General features: G+C 58.4%; 20 protein-coding genes and 1 riboswitch. Of the genes, 12 read left to right on the top strand and 8 right to left on the bottom strand.

Annotated features, from left to right (window positions below; translation table 11 throughout):
• Positions 1-215 precede the first annotated feature (215 nt).
• Entirely contained in the window at positions 216-1,691 is a 1,476-nt protein-coding gene (locus OKC40_RS14870; RefSeq protein ID WP_270795734.1) for a YfcC family protein, read from the top strand.
• 63 nt (positions 1,692-1,754) lie between these two features.
• Here OKC40_RS14870 and OKC40_RS14875 read toward each other — a convergent pair whose 3' ends face one another.
• Together OKC40_RS14875 and OKC40_RS14880 are read right to left on the bottom strand one after the other, a co-directional pair.
• A complete protein-coding gene (locus OKC40_RS14875) occupies positions 1,755-2,969 on the bottom strand; it encodes a pyridoxal phosphate-dependent aminotransferase (protein WP_042058000.1) in 1,215 nt (404 codons plus the stop codon).
• Positions 2,970-3,164: 195 nt separating this feature from the next.
• On the bottom strand, positions 3,165-3,323 hold the full coding sequence (locus tag OKC40_RS14880; protein ID WP_162518129.1) for a hypothetical protein: 159 nt from the start codon (positions 3,321-3,323) through the stop codon (positions 3,165-3,167).
• A 26-nt stretch (positions 3,324-3,349) separates the two neighbouring features.
• Here OKC40_RS14880 and OKC40_RS14885 point away from each other — a divergent pair, with 26 nt between their 5' ends.
• Both OKC40_RS14885 and aqpZ read left to right on the top strand, forming a co-directional pair.
• Complete coding sequence (locus tag OKC40_RS14885; RefSeq protein ID WP_234601702.1) at positions 3,350-3,562, top strand: DUF1653 domain-containing protein; 213 nt, start codon at positions 3,350-3,352, stop codon at positions 3,560-3,562.
• A 269-nt stretch (positions 3,563-3,831) separates the two neighbouring features.
• On the top strand, positions 3,832-4,521 hold the full coding sequence (gene aqpZ / locus OKC40_RS14890; protein WP_270795738.1) for an aquaporin Z: 690 nt from the start codon (positions 3,832-3,834) through the stop codon (positions 4,519-4,521).
• A 91-nt stretch (positions 4,522-4,612) separates the two neighbouring features.
• Here the strand turns inward: aqpZ and OKC40_RS14895 are convergent, their stop codons facing one another.
• Entirely contained in the window at positions 4,613-5,362 is a 750-nt protein-coding gene (locus OKC40_RS14895) for a lytic transglycosylase domain-containing protein (RefSeq protein ID WP_442865899.1), read from the bottom strand.
• A 318-nt stretch (positions 5,363-5,680) separates the two neighbouring features.
• Between OKC40_RS14895 and OKC40_RS14900 the strand changes: the two genes are divergently transcribed.
• Positions 5,681-6,121, top strand: coding sequence for a GNAT family N-acetyltransferase (locus tag OKC40_RS14900; protein WP_270795774.1), 441 nt, complete (start codon positions 5,681-5,683; stop codon positions 6,119-6,121).
• A 5-nt stretch (positions 6,122-6,126) separates the two neighbouring features.
• Here the strand turns inward: OKC40_RS14900 and OKC40_RS14905 are convergent, their stop codons facing one another.
• The gene (locus OKC40_RS14905) at positions 6,127-6,669 is read right to left on the bottom strand and encodes a DUF1439 domain-containing protein (protein ID WP_058052102.1); all 543 of its coding nucleotides are present in this window, start codon (positions 6,667-6,669) and stop codon (positions 6,127-6,129) included.
• Positions 6,670-6,766: 97 nt separating this feature from the next.
• Here OKC40_RS14905 and cls point away from each other — a divergent pair, with 97 nt between their 5' ends.
• Both cls and OKC40_RS14915 read left to right on the top strand, forming a co-directional pair.
• A complete protein-coding gene (gene cls / locus OKC40_RS14910; protein ID WP_270795740.1) occupies positions 6,767-8,248 on the top strand; it encodes a cardiolipin synthase in 1,482 nt (493 codons plus the stop codon).
• Between the two features lie 106 nt (positions 8,249-8,354).
• Complete coding sequence (locus OKC40_RS14915) at positions 8,355-9,617, top strand: DUF945 family protein (RefSeq protein ID WP_270795742.1); 1,263 nt, start codon at positions 8,355-8,357, stop codon at positions 9,615-9,617.
• Between the two features lie 79 nt (positions 9,618-9,696).
• On the opposite strand, the gene purU is transcribed toward OKC40_RS14915, so the two are convergent.
• Positions 9,697-10,533: a formyltetrahydrofolate deformylase gene (gene purU / locus OKC40_RS14920; RefSeq protein WP_042655976.1), complete on the bottom strand. Its 837-nt coding sequence runs from the start codon at positions 10,531-10,533 to the stop codon at positions 9,697-9,699.
• Between the two features lie 257 nt (positions 10,534-10,790).
• Positions 10,791-10,947: riboswitch (FMN riboswitch) on the top strand.
• Between the two features lie 104 nt (positions 10,948-11,051).
• On the opposite strand from purU, the gene ribB reads away from it, so the two are divergent.
• Positions 11,052-11,705, top strand: coding sequence for a 3,4-dihydroxy-2-butanone-4-phosphate synthase (gene ribB, locus OKC40_RS14925; RefSeq protein ID WP_270795743.1), 654 nt, complete (start codon positions 11,052-11,054; stop codon positions 11,703-11,705).
• Between the two features lie 225 nt (positions 11,706-11,930).
• The gene (locus OKC40_RS14930; protein WP_005334342.1) at positions 11,931-12,173 is read left to right on the top strand and encodes an Lpp/OprI family alanine-zipper lipoprotein; all 243 of its coding nucleotides are present in this window, start codon (positions 11,931-11,933) and stop codon (positions 12,171-12,173) included.
• A gap of 156 nt (positions 12,174-12,329) precedes the next feature.
• On the opposite strand, the gene OKC40_RS14935 is transcribed toward OKC40_RS14930, so the two are convergent.
• Together OKC40_RS14935 and OKC40_RS14940 are read right to left on the bottom strand one after the other, a co-directional pair.
• Positions 12,330-13,178 (bottom strand): tetratricopeptide repeat protein, encoded by an 849-nt coding sequence (locus OKC40_RS14935; protein WP_270795745.1) that lies wholly within the window; start codon positions 13,176-13,178, stop codon positions 12,330-12,332.
• A complete protein-coding gene (locus tag OKC40_RS14940; protein ID WP_270795747.1) occupies positions 13,175-13,897 on the bottom strand; it encodes a 4'-phosphopantetheinyl transferase family protein in 723 nt (240 codons plus the stop codon). Before OKC40_RS14940 ends, OKC40_RS14935 begins: the two co-directional genes overlap by 4 nt.
• A gap of 275 nt (positions 13,898-14,172) precedes the next feature.
• Between OKC40_RS14940 and OKC40_RS14945 the strand changes: the two genes are divergently transcribed.
• The 4 genes from OKC40_RS14945 (at position 14,173) to OKC40_RS14960 (ending at position 18,414) form a co-directional block, all read left to right on the top strand.
• Complete coding sequence (locus tag OKC40_RS14945) at positions 14,173-14,661, top strand: C40 family peptidase (protein WP_042057977.1); 489 nt, start codon at positions 14,173-14,175, stop codon at positions 14,659-14,661.
• Between the two features lie 148 nt (positions 14,662-14,809).
• Positions 14,810-15,781 (top strand): 23S rRNA (adenine(1618)-N(6))-methyltransferase RlmF, encoded by a 972-nt coding sequence (gene rlmF, locus OKC40_RS14950; RefSeq protein ID WP_270795749.1) that lies wholly within the window; start codon positions 14,810-14,812, stop codon positions 15,779-15,781.
• Positions 15,782-16,027: 246 nt separating this feature from the next.
• Positions 16,028-16,753 carry a MaoC family dehydratase gene (locus OKC40_RS14955; RefSeq protein ID WP_139708886.1) on the top strand — a complete coding sequence of 242 codons (726 nt, stop codon included), beginning with the start codon at positions 16,028-16,030 and terminating at the stop codon, positions 16,751-16,753.
• 245 nt (positions 16,754-16,998) lie between these two features.
• Complete coding sequence (locus OKC40_RS14960; protein WP_042057969.1) at positions 16,999-18,414, top strand: SLC13 family permease; 1,416 nt, start codon at positions 16,999-17,001, stop codon at positions 18,412-18,414.
• Positions 18,415-18,513: 99 nt separating this feature from the next.
• On the opposite strand, the gene OKC40_RS14965 is transcribed toward OKC40_RS14960, so the two are convergent.
• Positions 18,514-19,500, bottom strand: a complete 987-nt coding sequence (locus OKC40_RS14965) for a DUF481 domain-containing protein (protein WP_270795751.1) — start codon at positions 19,498-19,500, stop codon at positions 18,514-18,516.
• Positions 19,501-19,532 lie beyond the last annotated feature (32 nt).

The following is a 19,532-nucleotide window of genomic DNA, read 5'->3' on the forward strand; positions in this document are numbered from 1 at the left end:
GAAGCCAAGGCCCCAGAGGTATAGTGTGAAAAAAGCCAATAAAAACAATGCCAGTCAGGCTTAACTGACTGGCATTACCCGCGGGGCCCTGTTTTTTTGGCAAACATTTCGCTAATTTGCGGAATTTTATTATCAGCGATCACCTTTTTCCCATATCAAACCCGCTAGTCTTGCGCTGATCGGATCACAGACGGCATTGCCGAGGAACGGAAGCTATGACCACTCCAAACGAGGCGCCCAAGAAGCGCCAACTCCCCACTGTCTATACCCTGCTTTTCATCATCATCGCCCTGATGGCCGCCCTCACCTGGGTGCTGCCAGCGGGCAAATACAACTATGTCACCGCCAAGACCCAGCAGCCGGTGGCGGCAGCGGCCGTGGCTGATTACAGCGGCGACGAGCGGCTGTTGCCGGTGCCCGGCAGCTACACCGAGCTACCCGCCCACCCGCAAGGGGTGTTCGAGGTGCTCAAGGCCCCCATTCAGGGCTTTCACAAGGCGGCCGACGTCGCACTGTTCGTGCTCATCATCGGCGGCTTTCTGGCGGTGACCATGCAGAGCGGTGCGCTTGATGCCGGGGTGGGGGCCATAGTGCGTGCCTTCGCTGGCCGTGAGCGGCTGCTGATCCCGGTGCTGATCGCACTCTTTGCCCTCGGCGGCTCCACCTTCGGCATGGCAGAGGAAACGGTGGCCTTCTGGGCACTGATCGTGCCGGTGATGATGGCGGCGGGCTTCGATCGCATGGTGGCGGCGGGGATCATTCTGCTCGGCTCCGGGGTCGGGGTGCTCGCCTCCACCGTCAACCCGTTTGCCACCGGCATTGCCTCCGGTTTTGCCGGTATCCCCATCGGTGAGGGGATTGGCCTGCGGGTCATCCAGTGGTTGCTGCTGGTGATCTTCGCCTCCTGGTTCGTGATGCGTTACGCCAAGCAGGTGCAGCAGGACAAGTCCCGCTCCGTGCTGGCCGACATCACCTATGACGACGAGTTCTCCCAGATGAAGAGCGGCAACCTTGCCTTCACCGGCAAGCAAAAGCTCACCATGCTGGTCTTCTTCGGCACCTTCCTGCTGATGATCTATGCGGTGGTGCCCTGGTCGGATTTGGGGATCGATGTGCTGCCCACCTTTGGCTGGTGGTTTGACGAGCTCTCCACCCTGTTCTTCAGCGCCTCCATCCTGATTGCGCTGATCAACCGGATGCCGGAATCCAACTATGTGGCGACCTTCCTCAACGGAGCGCGGGATCTGATCGGGGTGGCGCTGGTAGTGGCGGTGGCGCGCGGCATCTATGTGGTGATGGAGCAGGGCGTCATCATCGACACCATTTTGCACTGGGCCGAAGGGCTGGTGACCGGACTCTCCTCGTCGGTCTTCATCCTGATGGCCTATCTGGTGCACATCATCCTGAGCTTCTTTATCCCCTCCACCTCGGGGCTGGCGACTGTCTCCATGCCGCTGATGGGGCCGTTGGCGGACTTCTCCGGCATCTCGCGGGATCTGGTGATCACCGCCTATCAGTCCGCCTCCGGCTGGATCAACCTGTTTGCCCCCACCGCCGCTCATCTGGTGGCCGGTCTGGCGCTCGCCAAGATCCCCTACGATCGCTTCGTGCGCTGGGTGCTGCCCTTTATCATCGGTGTAGCCCTCATCACCATGGCGGTGCTGGTGGCCGGTGCCCTGCTGCACGGCTGATGGCACGGATAAAAGCACGGATAACAACAAGGCTCCGTAAGGAGCCTTTTTCATTGGCTTTGTTTACTGCTTGTAGCCTTTGAGGAAGCGGGCGAGGCGACCGATGGCATCCTCCAGCTCCTCTTCGCGGGGCAGGAACACCAGCCGGAAGTGATCCGGCGCCGGCCAGTTGAAGCCGGTGCCCTGCACCAGCAGCAGTTTCTCCTGCTGCAGCAGGTCGAACACCATCTTCTGGTCGTCGCGGATGTCATACACCTTGGGGTCAAGGCGCGGGAACATGTAGAGCGCCCCTCTGGGCTTGACGCAGGAGACGCCGGGGATCTCGTTCAAGAGCTCCCATGCCTTGTCCCGCTGCTTGCGCAGGCGGCCGCCCGGCAAGATCAGCTCGTTGATGCTCTGGTAGCCGCCAAGCGCAGTCTGGATGGCGTGCTGCATCGGCACGTTGGCACACAGCCGCATGGAGGCCAGCATCTCCAGCCCTTCAATGTAACCGCGGGCACGGCCCTTGGGACCGGTGATGACCATCCAGCCCTGACGGAAGCCGCAGGCACGGTAGGCCTTGGAGAGGCCGTTGAAGGTCACCACCATCACATCGTCACACAGGGTGCAGACGCTGGTGTGGGAGATATCGTCGTAGAGGATCTTGTCGTAGATCTCGTCGGCGAAGATGATGAGGTTGTGCTGGCGGGCGATCTCGATCACTTCCAGCAGGAACTCGCTGCCGTAGACGGCACCGGTCGGATTGTTGGGGTTGATCAGTACCAGGCCGCGGGTGCGCGGGGTAATGCGGGCGCGGATATCGTCGAGATCCGGATACCAGTCAGCTCCTTCATCGCAGCGATAGTGCACCGCATGGCCACCGGAGAGAGTGACGGCGGCGGTCCAGAGCGGGTAGTCGGGGGAGGGCACCAGCATCTCGTCGCCATTGTTGAGCAGCGCCTGCATCGCCATCACGATCAGCTCGCTGGCGCCATTGCCAATGTAGATGTCGTCGATATCGACCTTGCGCATCCCTTTTTGCTGGTAGTACTGCATCACCGCTTTACGGGCAGAGAAGAGCCCCTTGGAGTCGCAGTAGCCCTGGCTCAGCGGCATGTTGAGGATGACATCCTTGATGATCTCTTCCGGCGCATCAAAGCCGAACGGGGCCGGGTTGCCGATGTTGAGCTTGAGAATGCGGTGGCCTTCGTCTTCGAGACGGCGGGCTTCTTTATGCACCGGGCCGCGGATGTCATAGCAGACATCGTCGAGCTTGTGCGACTTGTCGATAGTGAACATGGTGACTGTGATTCCTTCCCCATGGGGACGCGTTGGCGAAAAAGGCGATTTTTAGTATCAAATTTCTTTTCCCCTATTCTTCACAGAATTGAATGCTAGAACAATCCTCTTTTTAGAAGAATTCCCTGATTTTTAGCCCTGAAACAGGGTTGCTAGAACGTTAAATTTAGCACGATCGTTTGTGCTAACCGAGGTTCACCAGTGAAACATGGGGAACGAATTAACAAAGCTGCCCGACTGTGTTGCAATATCCGGATCCTGTGGCACGATTGGCTTGTGTAAAAAATCGTCTTCATTCCCCTTTGCGATGAGTTGAATGGCACCGACGGTGTCATCGTTGTGTGGTCCGCTCATCTGTGTCTATTCCTGCGAGGTTTCCCATGCATGCACCCGTTCCCGGCCGCTATCGCCACTTCAAGGGGGGTTACTATCAAGTGCTTGCCCTGGCCCTGCACACCGAAACCCAGGAGCAGCTGGTGATCTATCAATCCGAGCAGGATGGTCAGGTCTATGCCCGCCCTGTCGCCATGTTCATGGAGTGGATTGAGCATCAGGGACAGGTTGTCAGCCGCTTTACTCCGGTAGGGAACTGACCACGCCTCCGTTTTGATCGTTCAACAGATAAGCAGTCGAGCGAAACGGTGTCACAAGTTGTCGCATGACGCCCTTGGGCATGCGACATGCTGTCAGCAGTCTTAATGACAAATCTCTTATCTAATCAATAAATTGTGATGGATGTCACATTCGATGAACCTTGGCGGCAGGGTTCGCAATCTGGACTCACACTCCCATAATGCTGCGCTTGTTCAAGCATGGGCCCTTCTCGGGTCTGTTCGGTGTTACCTCAAATGGGAGAAATATTGTGAAACCTGTTGCTGCCGAGTTTATGGGCACTTTCTGGCTGGTATTGGGCGGGTGCGGCAGTGCCGTGCTGGCTGCAGCCTTCCCTCACGTCGGGATTGGTCTGCTGGGGGTCTCGCTGGCCTTCGGTCTGACCGTGCTGACCATGGCGTTTGCCATCGGCCATATCTCCGGTTGTCACCTCAATCCGGCCGTCACCGTCGGTCTGTGGGCGGGTGGTCGTTTCCCGGCATCCGGTGTACTGCCTTATATCGTGGCGCAAGTGCTGGGCGGCATTGCTGCCGCTGCCGTGCTTTATGTGATTGCCAGTGGTCAGGCAGGGTTTGAGCTCTCCGCCGGTTTTGCCTCCAACGGCTACGGTGAGCACTCTCCCGGTGGTTACAGCCTGACTGCCGCACTGGTGTGCGAAATGGTGATGACCGGTTTCTTCCTGTTCGTCATCATGGGGGCCACCGATAGCCGCGCACCTGCCGGTTTTGCCCCGATCGCCATCGGCTTGTGCCTGACCCTGATCCACCTCGTCAGCATTCCGGTGACCAACACCTCGGTCAACCCGGCCCGCAGTACCGGCGTGGCGCTGTTTGTCGGTGACTGGGCGGTCAGTCAGCTGTGGCTGTTCTGGGTTGCCCCGATTGTCGGTGCCATTCTGGGGGCGCTGGCTTATCGCCTGGTGGCGACTGAGCAGAAGTAATCATTGGCGAAACAACGTGTGGTATCGACACGCCTGCGGGCGTGTTTTTTGTTTCTGGAGGGGGGAAAGAGAGAATGGGCCGGGCCGAGCGTCACAGCCCTTTGGCCTGCAGCATCTCCTTGTAGCGCAGGTGGAGCAGCTGGACGCGCTCCACATAGGCGCGAGTTTCCGCATAGGGCGGGATGCCGCCATGTTTTTGTACCGCGCCAGCCCCGGCGTTGTAGGCCGCAGTCGCCAGTGCCACGTTGCCGTCATACTGCTTGAGCAGTCCCGCCAGATATTTCACCCCGCCGAAAATATTCTGCTCCGCCAGCAAGGCATTGCCGACTCCCAGTTCCCGCGCCGTGGCGGGCATCAGCTGGGTCAGGCCCATCGCCCCCTTGCGGGAGACCGCCAGCGGGTTGAAGGCGGATTCCGCATGGATCAGCGCCCGGATCAGCGCAGGCTCAACCTGATAGGTTTTGGCGGCGGCCTTGATGGTGCTGGCATAGTCATAGAGAAACAGCCCGGTGGTCTGCCAGTTGACATTGGATTTGGGATCGCAGGCGAAGCAGTCGTTGAACAGCAGCAGCTCGTAATGGCCCTGTTCTGGCGCCATGTCGGAGTAGCGTACTACCCCGTTTTGCTGCACCGATTTATAGACCTGGATCTGCTTGTTGCTGCCAGCGGCGGTTGCCGCCGTTTGAGTTGCCCCGGTTTGCGGGGCGGGCGCGGCATCATTGGCCGGACGCAGGGGGGAGGGGTCTGCAGTCAGGAAGACCACCTCTGCGGGCGGGGGAATCTGGCTCCATCCACTCAGGGGGATCAACAACATAGGGCCTGCCAGCATCCATGCTTTCAACCGTAATACTCCTTCCTGTGATGACCATGTTGAGTAAAGCATCATGACGAGGGCAGAACAAGCGGCGAGCAGGGGGCAAATGACCCGATTCGGTGACCGGGATCAAAGTATCCACCGCAATAAAGGGTTGTCATCGTGAAGCCATGCGTTGGCAGTCAGGCGGTCTCTTCCACCGGGTCAGCAACGTCGCCATGACGCCTGCTTTTTTGTTGACGAAAGGCATGCTATCGTGCTGGCGTCAGCTGGTCGGATTAGCGCACCGTATCTGGCACTAATAATTGATTACCAAAGGATTTGTCTGTGACAAGCAAGCTGGCGATGGAACTCACCTTCGAAGAGTACTGCGACGCCGACCTCTCCCTTATCAGGGACTATTACGAAACGACGTTTTCCCACTATGTGCCGGATCTGGCCGAGCGGATCTTTGTCGTGCGTGATGCTCACTGGCTGGTGGGGGCGGTACGGTTGCGGGACGAGGAGGAGTTTTACCATCTGTGCGGCTTTCGCCTGTTGCCCCACTACCAGTCGCTGGGACTGGGGTCACGGCTGTTGCAGCACGCTTGCCACGGTCTGGCGGATAAACCGGTGGTCTGTCAGGCGCTCCCGTTCGAGAAGCCCTTCTATCTCAAGGCCGGTTTTGCCGATATGCCCCTCAACCAATTGAGCGGGTCGCTCTTCTCCCTCTACGAGCGGCAGCAGCAGCAGGGTTATCAGGTGGAGCTGCTGGTACGGGATACCACCCAGTCCCTCCTGAATTGAGTTATTTAGCGGGGGTTGGTCAACAGGTGGATCTTGCCCGGTGACAGCTCCAGCCCCAGCAGATTTTCCTTCAGCCAGGCCTGATCCGGATCCTTGTCATTGAGTTTGTAGACCGGCTTGGTCTCGAGCCGTTTCTCCATGCTCTGCAGCAGCATGTTGAGCATCAGCCCGAACTTCTTCTCGGCCGCTTCCGGCTCCAGCTTGTACTCCACCAGCTTCATGTTATCCAGAAACAGCGCGCTCTGGGCCTTGTCATAGCGGGGCCTCGCCTCATAGGTCATCTGCAGGCGGGCGTCATATTCGGTATTGTCGGGCAGGGCGATTTTGAGCTTGCCCTTGCCATAGACCCGTGCCGTGTCGGGGCGCTGGCGGCCAATCTGGACATCGCTCTGCTCAAGCTTCACATGAGCCTTGATGATGCCGGGCAGTTCCAGCTGTTTATCGACTTGCACCTGGGATTGCAGGTACTGGTTTATCTGTTGCTCATTGATGTCATATGAGCCTTGGCCTAGCATGGCCAGGCTGAGCAGCATAGATTGCAGGATCATGCGTGCGACCTGATAGAATGGATTTGCCTTACAGCATACCATTGCGGCCGGTTGGGGTCTGCCCACCGCACTGTTTGTCGATGAGAAGGAGCCCCCGTTGCTCAACGGTCTGGAACATGATCTTCAACTGCTGTTTTCCCGTTTTCTGGGTTGGCTGCTACTGCTTTTTCACACAGTTATCGTCACCGGGGTGTCATTTCGGGTGGTGATGAAACGCCGTCCCATCGGTGTGTCGCTGGCCTGGCTGGCGCTGATCTACGCCATTCCGTTTGCCGGGGTGGGCTTCTATGTGCTGTTTGGTGAGATAAAGCTGGGGCGCCGCCGCGCCGAGCGCGCCCAGGCCATGTACCGTCCTTACGCCATCTGGATCCGCCAGCTGGCCCGTCTGTTCCCTCAGCACTGCTGCGAAGTGGGCGCCAAGGCGCAACCGCTGCACGATCTGATCCAGGGGCGGCTCGCCATGCCGATGCTCTCCGGCAACCGCATGACCCTGCTCAACAAGCCGGACTGGATCTTGCGCGAGATTGCGCAGGATATCCGCCGCTCGACCCTCTCCTGCTATTTGGAGTACTACATCTGGCACCCGGGCGGCGATGCTGACGAGGTGTGCGAGGCGCTGATCGAAGTGGCGCAACGCGGCGTGGACTGTCGCTTGTTGCTCGATTCGGTGGGCAGCAAACAGTTCTTCCGCTCTCACTGGCCGAAAAAGCTGCGCAAGGCGGGGGTCAAACTGGTGGAGGTGCTGCCGGTTGGCGCCTGGCGCATTGTGTTCCAGCGTCAGGATCTGCGGATGCACCGCAAGCTGGTGGTGATCGATGACAGGGTCGGTTACACCGGCTCCATGAACATGGTGGATCCCCGTTTCTTCAAGCAAGATGCCGGGGTCGGCCAGTGGGTCGATATCATGATCCGGGTGCAGGGACCCATGGTGCCGCTGATGTGGTCGATCTTCGTTTGGGATTGGGAGATGGAGACCGGCGAGCGGCTGCTCGACAGCCTGCAACACGATCCCGAAGCCTGGCCCCAGACCAACTACCGTGCCCAGCTTATTCCGTCCGGCCCCTTCGTCGGTGGCGACTGCATCCAGCAGAGCCTGCTGCTCGCCATCTATCAGGCGCGCAGCCATCTGGTGCTGACGACCCCCTACTTTGTGCCCGACGATCCGCTGGCTGCCGCACTTAGCTCGGCGGCGGCTCGCGGCGTGCAGGTGCAACTGGTGTTGCCGGCGCGCAACGACTCCATCATGGCCAATTACGCCTGCAACGCCTTTATGGAGGAGCTGCTGGCGGCCGGGGTGGAGATCTACCGCTACGATGCCGGTCTGCTCCATACCAAGAGCGTGCTGGTGGATGACGACTTTGCGCTGGTGGGGACGGTCAATCTGGATCGGCGCAGCCTCTGGCTCAACTTCGAGGTGACCCTGCTGGTGGACAACCCCTCGTTCGTGGCCCAGATGACCCGGTTGGTGCAAGGCTATATGGCGGAGGCCACCCCGATGACGCTAGCCAAATGGCAGGCACGCCCCTGGTACAAGAAGGCGATGGAGAACATCTTCTATCTCTTCAGTCCCTTGCTGTGAGGTTGTGGCGAATCGGAAGAATGTTGGGGCGCCATCTGATTGCACTTGCCTCGCCCCGAGTACGCCCCTAGAGTGCAGTGACAACTCCCTGGAGACACATGAATATATGAAAAAGATAGTGGCCCTCGCCGTGGGTGCGGCACTGGTAGGTGGTGGTCTGGCGGCGTGCTGGTACACGGGCAACAGCTTTGACAACATCATGGCGGAGCAGATTGCCAAGGTAGAGCAAGAGACCGGCATCGATATGCAGTGGCAGCCGGGCAGCAGCAACCTCTTCACCCGGGACGGGATCCTGAAGATCGTGGTGACGCCGGAGGAGCTGGCTACCATCGACAGTGAACTGGAGGGCAGTCAGCCCATCGAGCTGCAACTGGTGGTCAAGAGCCGGATCCTGCCGCTCTATATCAAGAGCCACCTCCTGTTCGATACCCATAATGGCACTATGGCGCCGGTCTTTACCGCACTGGGCATGGAGCAGTGGGAGATCGGTCTGGAGTCGGTCACCAGTCTCTGGACCCAGGGCAACAGCAGCCGCTTCTGGGCCAATGAGTTCAAGGTCAAACAGGGGCTGGACGAGTTCCATTTCCTGCCGCTTTCCGGCGAGTTTCACGGCAACCTGGAGGGGAATGGCCACATCACCATGGCCTGGCAAGGGATGACGGTCCACGAAGAGCAGAGCAAGATGGACTTGGTGCTGGCCGATATGAAAGGGAGCGCCGACATTGCCGAGATCAGCGGCGTGCTCCTCTCGCCCCAGAGCGAGATGACCCTCTCGGCCCTCACGGTGCAACTGCCTGACAGCGTCAAGGTCGCCCTGCAAGGGATGACTACCGAGACCCAGCTGACCGGCGATGATGCCCAGACCCTCTCCAGCAGCTATCAGATGAAGATTGCCAAGCTGGATCTGGAGAACGAGACCGACACCCTGGCGGTCACCGACAGCAAGCTGGCGCTCAACCTCAACGGTCTGGATCTGGAAGGGTATCAGGGGTTGCAGGCCGCCGGTGGCAAGGGGGTTGAAGATGCCGCCATCCAGCAGGCGCTGGACAAGATGCTCAAACGTGGCGCGACCCTGGAGCTGGCTGATCTCAGCGCCAGGCTCAACGGTGAGGCGGTGACCATGAAGGGGGATGTGAAGCTGGCATCGACCTCGCTGGAGCAACTGTTCAACAGCGAAGCGGGGATGCAGTCTCTCAGCGGCGTGCTGCATGCCAACCTCAGCGACAAGCTGGGCAAGGCGGTGCCGCAACTGGCCCCCATGCTCGATCAGCTGACCCTGATGGGTTATCTGAAGGCCGACAAGCAAGCGCTGACTTCCGAGCTGAAGCTGGAGAAGGGCGTCGTGACGGTGAACGATCTGCCGCTCTGATATTTGGCATAGAAACAACAACGGCTCCCGCAGGAGCCGTTGTTGTTTCTGGCATTCTCATGCGTGCCGTGTGGGCGAATTACTTGAAGACTACCGTCTTGTTGCCATAGACGAACACCCGCTCGTTCAGCACCAGCTCCAGCGCGCGGCTCAGCACCGATTTCTCCACATCCCGGCCTGCTTTGGCCATGTCGTCCGCACTGAAGGCGTGACCGACGTGGATCACGTCCTGTTCGACGATGGGGCCCTCATCCAGATCGTCAGTCACGAAGTGGGCGGTGGCACCGATCAGCTTGACGCCGCGATCGAACGCCTGCCGGTAGGGGCGGGCACCGATGAAGGCGGGCAGGAAGGAGTGGTGGATGTTGAGGATCTTGCGCGGATAGGCCTCGACGAAGCTCGGGGTCAGCACCCGCATGTACTTGGCCAGGATCACATAGTCAGGCTCATAGCTGTCGATGATGGCGCGTACCTGCTCTTCATGCTCGGTACGGCTCAACTCGTCGTGGCTGACGGTGTGGAACGGAATATTGAACTTGCCGGTGAGCTCGGCCAGGGTGTCGTAGTTGCCGATCACCGCGACGATATCCATATCCAGCGCGCCCGCGTAGTTCTTCATCAGAATGTCGCCGAGGCAGTGGGTCTCCTTGGTCACCAGAATGACGATACGCTTCTTGCCCGCCTTGACCAGACGACGCTGAGCACCGGTGGGCAGGGCATCGTCTAGATCCGCCAGCAGGGTCTCGTCATTAAAGCGCCCCTCCAGCTCGGTACGCATAAAGAAACGGCCGTTCTCGTGATCCACAAACTCATCGTTCTTGATGATGTTGAGCTGATGCTTGTAGCAGATGTTGGTGATCTTGGCGATGAGCCCTTTGGCATCCGGGCAATCCGTGAGCAGTATTTTCTTTTCCATCTCTGTCATTTTCCGTTTGTGGTGTTGGCGCTGCTGTCTGCGCAGGCAGCGTTGTTCAGGCTCTTTTTCGGGCTCTGTTTTTTGTTTTGGGCACTATGCCATAAACCGATCCGCGCCATAAAGAAATTCGCCAGTCACGGCCTCTCGCGCTGGCGAGCGGGCCGCAGAGCGCGATCCCGGGCGCAATGTTGAAACGCTTTTCAGCCAGCGGGGGATTTTGGCTGGTATCTGCAACCGTTTTTCTTTAGGCTGTCTGCGCTTATTCTCAGGGCGGGGTGCAATTCCCCACCGGCGGTATCCCGATTGACTCGGGGAGCCCGCGAGCGCCCGACCCGGCTGATTGCCGGGTCGGGGTCAGCAGATCCGGTGAGATGCCGGAGCCGACGGTCATAGTCCGGATGAAAGAGGATAAGACAGACATTGCCGCGTTGGCCCTTGTGGGCTGGCCGCTGCATGCTCCTCTCTGTCTGCCTTTCCATGCCCTGATTCTGGTCCTTGTCTTGTTTAGGAGTTTTACCATGAATCAGTCTCTACTCAGTGAATTCGGTGATCCCGTTGCCCGTGTCGAAGCGGCCCTGTCTGCCTTGCGTGCCGGAGGCGGCGTGCTGGTGGCCGACGATGAAGATCGGGAGAACGAGGGCGACCTCATTTTCGCCGCCGAATCCATGACCAATGAACAGATGGCACTGATGATCCGCGAGTGCTCCGGCATCGTCTGCCTTTGCCTGCCAGACGAGCGGGTTCGCCAGCTCGAACTGCCGATGATGGTGGAAGCCAACTCCAGCCACTACCAGACAGCCTTCACCGTGACCATCGAAGCGGCGCAGGGTGTCACGACCGGTGTTTCGGCGGCTGATCGCATCACCACCATCCGTGCAGCCATCGCCGATGGCGCCAAACCGGGTGATCTGCACCGCCCGGGTCATGTATTCCCGCTGCGGGCGCGAACCGGTGGGGTGCTTACCCGTCGTGGTCATACCGAAGCGACGGTCGATCTGATGCAGTTGGCCGGTCTCAAACAGTTTGGTGTACTGTGTGAATTGACCAGGGAAGATGGCTCGATGGCACGTCTGCCAGACCTGGTTGCGTTTGGTCGCAAGCACCAGATGCCGGTGCTGACCATCGAGGATCTGGTGCAATATCGTCAATTGTTGTCAGAACAGAGTGCCTGAGCCTCATACGAAATTGTAATAAGGCAAAAATTTGGTTAACCTTTGTCCGTGCCCTCACCACGCGGCACTCATTTTTTAGACGAATCTGGACAAAAACTGTTCATTCAAAAAAAAATGAGGGTTTTAATGCATTTATCTGTGGTGGGGACTATGCAAAGTATGATTTTTTTGTGCCATAATCACGCCGCTTGCTAAACGTCTGGCGAGTTCAAGGGAGCTTTAAAAATGAAAAAATTGTTGTTGGTAGGTGTTGTTGGTCTGTCCGCTCTGCTGGGCGGTTGTGCAAACACCAGCGAACTGGAAACTTCCGTTCAGAATCTGTCTAACAAAGTTGACCAACTGGCTCAAGATGTTAGCGCAGTTCGTGCTGATCAGTCCAAAATCGCTGCTGATGTTGCCGAAGCCAAGCAAGAAGCTATGCGTGCTAACCAGCGCATCGACAACATGGCTACTTCTTACAAGAAGTAATCCATGCGAAAAAAATGGCGCAGTTATGCGCCATTTTTTTTTGCCTGAAATTCACCGTTTCTACACTATTCCCACAGCATCTTCTTCGTACTTGACCCATGAGGTCATGCCGGTCTCCCGGCACTCCCCCATCATTACCAGCCAGTTCGATTCCGATCAGTAGAGCAGACTATAGAGTTTGCGACGGTAACTCTGCGCCGCCGGCGTGCTGCCCATGGTCGCCAGAATATCGAGATAGGTTTTTCTGGCATCGCCGAATGCCAAATCCCGCTTGAGGATCTCCAGCAGCAGTCCCAACGCCTCTTCCTGCCGGCCAGCCTGGTTGTATTGCACCGCCAGCTCCTGAGTCAGGGCAAAATCATCGGGTTGTTCTGCATGGCGGGCTTCCAGCGCACGCAGCTCCGGGCTGTCTGCCGCTTGCAGGGCGAGCGCCAGCCGTGAGCTCAGGGTATGGAAGTGACCATCCTGCGCCACCATCGGGATGGTGCCGAGGCGCTCCTGCGCTTCCTCCAGCAGATTGAGGTCGAGCGCGGCCTGAATGAGCCACAGGCTGATGTCGTGACGCTCTGGGGCCAGTTGGTGTGCCTTGGTCAGATGGGCATAGGCGATGCTGGGCTGCTCGTCAGCCAGTGCCTGTTGCCCCTTGGCCAGCAGTTCTTCCTCTTCTTTGGGGGCGAAGGCAGCGAAATACTGGCGCAGGGTGGCTTCATCCTGCGGCCCTTCGATGATCCCCTGTTCGTCAGGGCGACCCTGATGGAATAGCACCAGCGCGGGCAGGGCGCGCAGACCGAGCTGGCTGGCCAGCGGCTGCAACTGGGGATCGTTCATATCCACCCTGGCCAGGGTGACCTGCTCATTGGCGGATCCAACCAGTGATTCGATCAGCGGTGTCATCCCCTGACACTCCGGCATCTGCGGAGCATGGAAATAGATGACGACCGGCTTCTTCATGGACGCATCGATAAGTTCAGCGTGAAAATTCTGGGGAGTAATGTCGACGATCATGAGTTGGACTCTTCAGAAAGGGTGTTGAGTAACATGGGGTTGAGCGACTGGCAATTCAAGCGCTCATCCAGCCGGTAAAACGTCACGGCGGTTGCCGCTGCAGCAAGACTGAGCCAGCCGCTGACAAAGGGCCAATCCTGTACCTGATAAGAGCTGTCATCGAGCCGGTTGTCGAGTCGCCACCCTTCATCCGGGAGAAACCGTACCTTCTCCAGCCCGGCGGCTATGCCGCCGCCGTGGGCTTTCAGTACCGCCTCCTTGCGTGACCAGAGCCGGTAGAAGGCGCGCTCCTGCTCTTGAGCGGGCAGCGCGCAGAGCCACTCATATTCACTCTGTGCATAAAAGCGGCGGGCCAAGGGGAGGGGATGATGCCGCCGTTTGCCCAGTTCGATATCCACCCCAAGCGGCCCCTGCGGGCAGAGCGCCAACACCAGCCAGCTGCCACTGTGGCTCAGATTGAAATACCAGGCATCATCATGCAGCCGGGGCTTGCCGTGGGGGCCGTTGCAAAATTGCAGGGTGGCGGCGGGGCGTTGCAGCCGCTCGGCCAATAGCTGGCGCAGCAGGGCGCGGCTCACCAGATATTCCTGACGCCGTTCAGGATGGGTCATGGTTTGCCAGATATGCTGCTCATCGGTTGACAGCCCTTCAGGCAATTGAGCGAGTAGTTCCTGGCATACCCTGGCCGGTTTTAACAAAAAAAGATCGGTTTCGATCATGATTTTTCACTTTAAAAAGGTGCTGAAGCAGGGATAAAAGCCAGTTATCTATGAGACCCAAGGCCCTTTTTGCGATTGTATATTGTTTGGGCATGATCACATTAATTATGAAAAATCGTGCATTTACTTGCAAAAATGTGAGCTCGATAGGGATTTTCACTTGCCTCGATAGAATTCTTGGATATAGTCGGGTGCTGTTGCCTTATAAATTGCCTTTTGGGGCCGTATTTTAACAAGATTTACTATTTAGCGGGGATAAAGGATTGCGCCACCTGATGCTACTGCTGGTCGCGCTCGGAATGGTGGGTTGTGCCTCGGCACCCCAACCCGAGGTCGCGAGCAAGATCGAAGTTTCCATGGTTGAACCTGTAATCGAACCGGAAGCTTCCCAGACACCCGATGTGAATGAAATCCTGACAGTATATAAAGAGTGGCGTGGTGTTCCGTACCGGATGGGTGGCAGTAGCCAGCGCGGTATCGATTGTTCCGCCTTTGCCCGTGAAGTGTTCCGCAATGCCGTCGGTGTCGAATTACCCCGTGATACCCGCTCCCAAGTCCACGAAGGGACGCGCGTTTCCAAACAGGATCTGGTCGAAGGCGATCTGGTCTTCTTCAAAATCAATCGTCGTCTCAACCACGTTGGTATTTATGTCGGCAATGGCGAATTCATCCACGCCTCGACTCGCGCCGGTGTGACGCGCTCCAAGCTGGACAGCCAATACTGGCGCAGCAAGTTCTGGCAAGCTCGCCGGATCGATATCTGAGTCAGGCTGGACAAACGGCTCGCAGTACGGACTGTTTTTCCAACCTCACTTGAACCGGGCTCGATAGCCCGGTTTTTTATTGCCCTCGTTTAGACTTTCCCGAGTCAAATCACTATAGTGTGGGCCCGTTTTCTTCGGCAGGCTCAGCATGAAACCCCGCACCCCATCAGCCAGTGGCCCCAAGTCGGGCGACCGCAAATCCGGACTTCACTCCCGTAATCGCCATCAGGCGGGTTACGACTTTGAGGCGCTCTGCCTGCGAACTCCCGAGTTGGCTGCCCACGTCTTTATCAATGACTACGGCACCCGCACCATCGATTTTGCCAATCCTGATGCCGTGAAGACCCTCAACCGCGCCCTGCTGGCCCATCACTACGGGATTGCCCACTGGGACTTGCCCGCCGGTTACCTCTGCCCGCCCATCCCGGGACGGGTGGACTACCTGCACTGGGCGGCCGACCTGTTGGCCGAGAGCGCAGGCCAGCTCCCTACCGGCAAGGGGGTGAGAGTGCTGGATATCGGAGCGGGGGCAAACTGCATCTATCCGCTGCTGGGTGCTCGCGAATATGGCTGGCGTTTTGTGGGATCGGATATCGATCCGGTCTCGGTCAAGGCGGCGACCCTGCTGGCCAGGAGCAACGGGCTCGGCAATCAGATTGAGTGCCGCCTGCAGGGCAACCCCAATCATGTGTTTCGCGGCATCATAGGGCCGAAGGAGCGCTTTGCCCTGACCCTATGCAATCCGCCGTTCCATGCATCGCTGGAGGAGGCGAGCAAGGGGACGGAGCGCAAGCTGCGCAATCTGGGCAAGGAGGTGACAGGGGCGCCCGTGCTCAACTTTGGCGGTCAGAAGGCTGAGCTGTGGTGCGAAGGGGGCGAGGCGGCGTTTCTGGCCAATATGATCGCCCAGAGCAAGGAGTTTGCCAGCCAGTGCCTCTGGTTCAGCTCGCTGGTGTCGAAAAAAGAGAACCTGCCGGGGGCGAAAAAGGCGCTGAGCCGGGTGGGAGCTCGTCAGGTGCGGGTGATCGACATGGCGCAGGGCAACAAGGTGAGCCGGATCCTCGCCTGGTCCTTCCTGGATGAAGAGGGATTGCGTAACGGCTGGTCGAGCGCGCGCTGAACCCCTATCACAAGGCCCGACGAGGGCCTTCTGTCATGATGACCCCGGTGAATTTCCCCCTGCTGGTCGCATATCCGGCAATCGTTTTTCTCATTGGCAGATCGTGCTGGTTTGCATCGTGTAAGTAGTGACTTCCGCCTTGGTACAGGTGTACGCCGAGATTTTTTTGCACTTACAGCTGAAACTTTAATAAAATAGGACTGGTTAGACCTCTTTACAGGCATTGAATCAAATAGGGATCGGTAGATGAAAGTTGTCGATTTTCTGAAGCGCAAGCGCGAAATTCTGGCGCAGCACCCCTTTGAGCTCAAGGATTGGCTCTCTCCGGCGATCCGCGACTACTGGCGTGAGTTTCAGCAAAAGGCACATCTTCATCCTTTGCTGGGACGTGTGCTGGACTTGCAAGCCGAGTCTCAGGACGAACAGCAACAGGATGCAGCAACCGTGGCACAGGTGGCCAACGGTCGCCCCGTCGTGGCTCAGGAGCCAGCTGTGGAGCTGGGGGCTGAGGCTGCTGAGCTCTATGCCACCCTGCAGGCCCGCATCGGTGAAGAGACCCACGTGGGCGAATGGCTCCATGTCAGTCAGCAGATGATCGATCAATTTGCGGCGGTGACCGGGGATCATCAGTGGATCCACACCAATCCGGAGCGTGCGGCCGCCGAGTCGCCCTTCAAGACCACCATCGCTCACGGCTTCCTGACCCTGGCGCTGCTGCCGCAGTTGACCGGCTCGGTCGATGAGGCCGCCCCCGAGTTCCCGACCGCACGCATGGTGGTGAACTTCGGGCTGGATCAGGTGCGTTTCCCGTACCCCATCAAGGTGGACAGCAACATCCGCGCCCGCACCAAGCTGGCTCGGGTCACTCCCATCAAGGGCGGGCTGGAGTTGCTCAAAGAGATCAAGGTGGAGATTGAAGGGATCCGTCGCCCGGGTTGCGTCATCGAGTCGGTGACCCGCATCTACTTCTGAGCCGCCTCATCGGCATAAATGGTGAAACGGGCCCGCTGTCGTGTTCAACGAACAGCGGGCCCGTTTTTTTGCCTGTTTGTTGCCAAGTGTGAGGCGTCAGCCATGGCGCGCCGACTCCAGCTTGATATGACTCACAAAACCGGAGTGGCTGCAGTTAGCCAGCTCTCATTTTGGCGAGATAGCTGCGTGAGGCGATAGCATGTTATGCCACTATTGGCTTCTTACTCCCGATCCTGGAGACAATAGTGCCCATCAATCACAAGATTATTCTGCCGCTACTGCTGAGCCTCGCCATCCTGCTGATCCCGACCCACTGGATCCCGCTGGAGGGGATCACTGTGGTCGAGCAGCGAGTCGTGGCCATTTTCGTGCTGGCCGCCCTCTGCTGGATCCTGGAGCCCATCCCCATCTTCGCCACCTCGGTGCTGATCATCGTGCTGGAGCTGCTGCTGCTCTCGGACAAGGGGATCTGGTTCATGACCGCCGACAAGGCAGAGCCGGGCTTTGGTGAGTTGCTCAAGTCGACCGAGGTGATGGCGACCTTTGCTTCGCCGGTTATCATGCTGTTTCTCGGTGGTTTTTTCCTCGCCATTGCGGCGACCAAATATCATCTGGACGTCAATCTGGCGCGGGTGCTGCTGCGCCCGTTCGGTCAGGATCCCCGGATCGTCATGCTGGGGCTGATGCTGATCACCGCCACCTTCTCGATGTTCATGAGCAATACCGCCACCACAGCCATGATGCTGGCCATCCTCACTCCGGTGCTGGCGGCATTTCCCGACAAGGACCCGGCCAAAATAGGCTTCGTACTGGCCATTCCGCTGGCGGCTAACCTCGGCGGGATCGGCACCCCCATCGGGACCCCGCCCAACGCGGTGGCGCTCAAATATCTGACCGGCGAGCATGCCATCTCGTTCGGCCAGTGGATGGGATTTGCGGTGCCCTTCGTGGTGCTGCTGTTGCTGCTCGGCTGGTTCCTGCTGGGGCGCTTCTTCCCGAGCACCCTCAAGCGGATGGATCTCAAGATTGAGGGGCGCTTTATGCAGACCCCCCGCGCCTGGGTGGTCTACCTGACCTTCATCACCACCATAGTGCTCTGGCTGCTGGGGGATCTGCACGGCATGAGCTCCTACGTGGTCGCCATGATCCCGGTGGCGGTGTTCCTGACCACCGGCATCATCACCAAGGACGATCTGCACAAGATCTCCCTCGACGTGCTCTGGCTGGTATCGGGCGGTATCGCACTCGGGCTGGCGCTGGAGGACTCCGGTCTGGCGGAGCGGCTCATCACCCACATTCCGTTCCACGAGTACTCCACCTTGGCGGTACTGGTCGGGGCCTGTCTGCTGGCGGTGGTGATGGCCAACTTTATGTCCAACACCGCGACCGCCAACTTGTTGCTGCCACTGGTGGCGGCACTGGCGGTCAGCATGCCGGAGCTGGCCGAGTGGGGCGGCAGCCACACCCTGATCCTGGCGGTTACCATCTCGGTCTCGCTCGGGATGTCGCTGCCCATCAGTACCCCGCCCAATGCGCTGGCCCATGCCACCGGTCTGGTGGAGAGCCACCAGATGGTGCGGATCGGCGTCATCATGGGGTTGGTCGGTACCCTGCTGGCAATGGTATGGATCTACCAGATTGCCGCCTGGGGATTGATCTGAGTGTAATGTCGACGAGTTGTGAGTTTGCATCACTCGCATCGCTATTACTGCAATAGAAAGAGGAGCCAAATTGGCTCCTCTTGTTGATCTGCTCGTGACTCAAAAGCTTGCCCCCAGACTAAGCAAGTGGCGCCACTCGCGATCAGATATTTCGGTATCCACCCCGGGATAGTGCAGGGCGCCATTTTGCCACTCCATCTCGCTCGACCAGGAGAGACGCAGATGATCGTTAAAGTAGTAGCGCAGGCCGATGCTGCCGGTGATGTCCTGATCCAGTGTGAGGTAAGGGGACTGTTGCGACAGGTACTTCAGATAGGTGCCTTTACTGAACAACTCAAATCGCTGTTGCCAGAATGACAGTGGTTGGCGGTAATCCCAGCTCAGGCTACCGATGGGGTAGCTGATGATTCTGGAATCGAAAAAGACCAGTCCTGGCCAGCTGTCACTGCGAAAGTAGGCGCGCTGAATGCCGCCCTGTGAAATCAGTTCCAGCCGTTTGTGCTTGTCATTCCAGAAGCGATAACCTGGCCCCGAGCCAAAGTTCAGCTTGAGATAGTTGTCAGCCAGCATGTCATATTCCGCATCGAGCGAGTTGCGTAAAAACCAGTGCTGGTCAAAGAAGTAGTCAAGGGTCGGGTTCAGCTTGTAGTCGTGGCTATCGGTGACGCTGTCGGATGTTTCGTAGGTATATTCCCCGGATAGGCTGTAACGCCAATCCAGATTGGCCAGTTCGGTCACTCCCTTGAAGTTGACGTTGTTGGTACGTTTATCCTTGTGCTTGAGCTTGACGTTGAGATCGCCGCTGCCGCTCCAGAGCCAGGCGTTGCGCTCATTCTGCTCATCCTTGAACAGGGTGATCCCCCCTTTGGCGGTTGCCTTGGGTTTATCCTGCTTCTCCAGACGCCAGCGCTTGATGGCCTCCCGCTTGACGGTCACGGCGCCGGTATAGGGCAGGGCGATACGCACCGACTCATCGCCGATCTCTTCAATGGTGCCGGTCAGACGATCGCCGTTGTTCATCCAGAGAATGTCTTTTGCCCACAGGGGGTGGCAGACCACCATGAGCATGAGAGGCAGGTATTTCATGACGTAAGGCAACTCCGGTATGGTGCAGGTGC

Source organism: Aeromonas sp. QDB11, assembly GCF_027705265.1.
Classification (GTDB): domain Bacteria; phylum Pseudomonadota; class Gammaproteobacteria; order Enterobacterales; family Aeromonadaceae; genus Aeromonas; species Aeromonas allosaccharophila.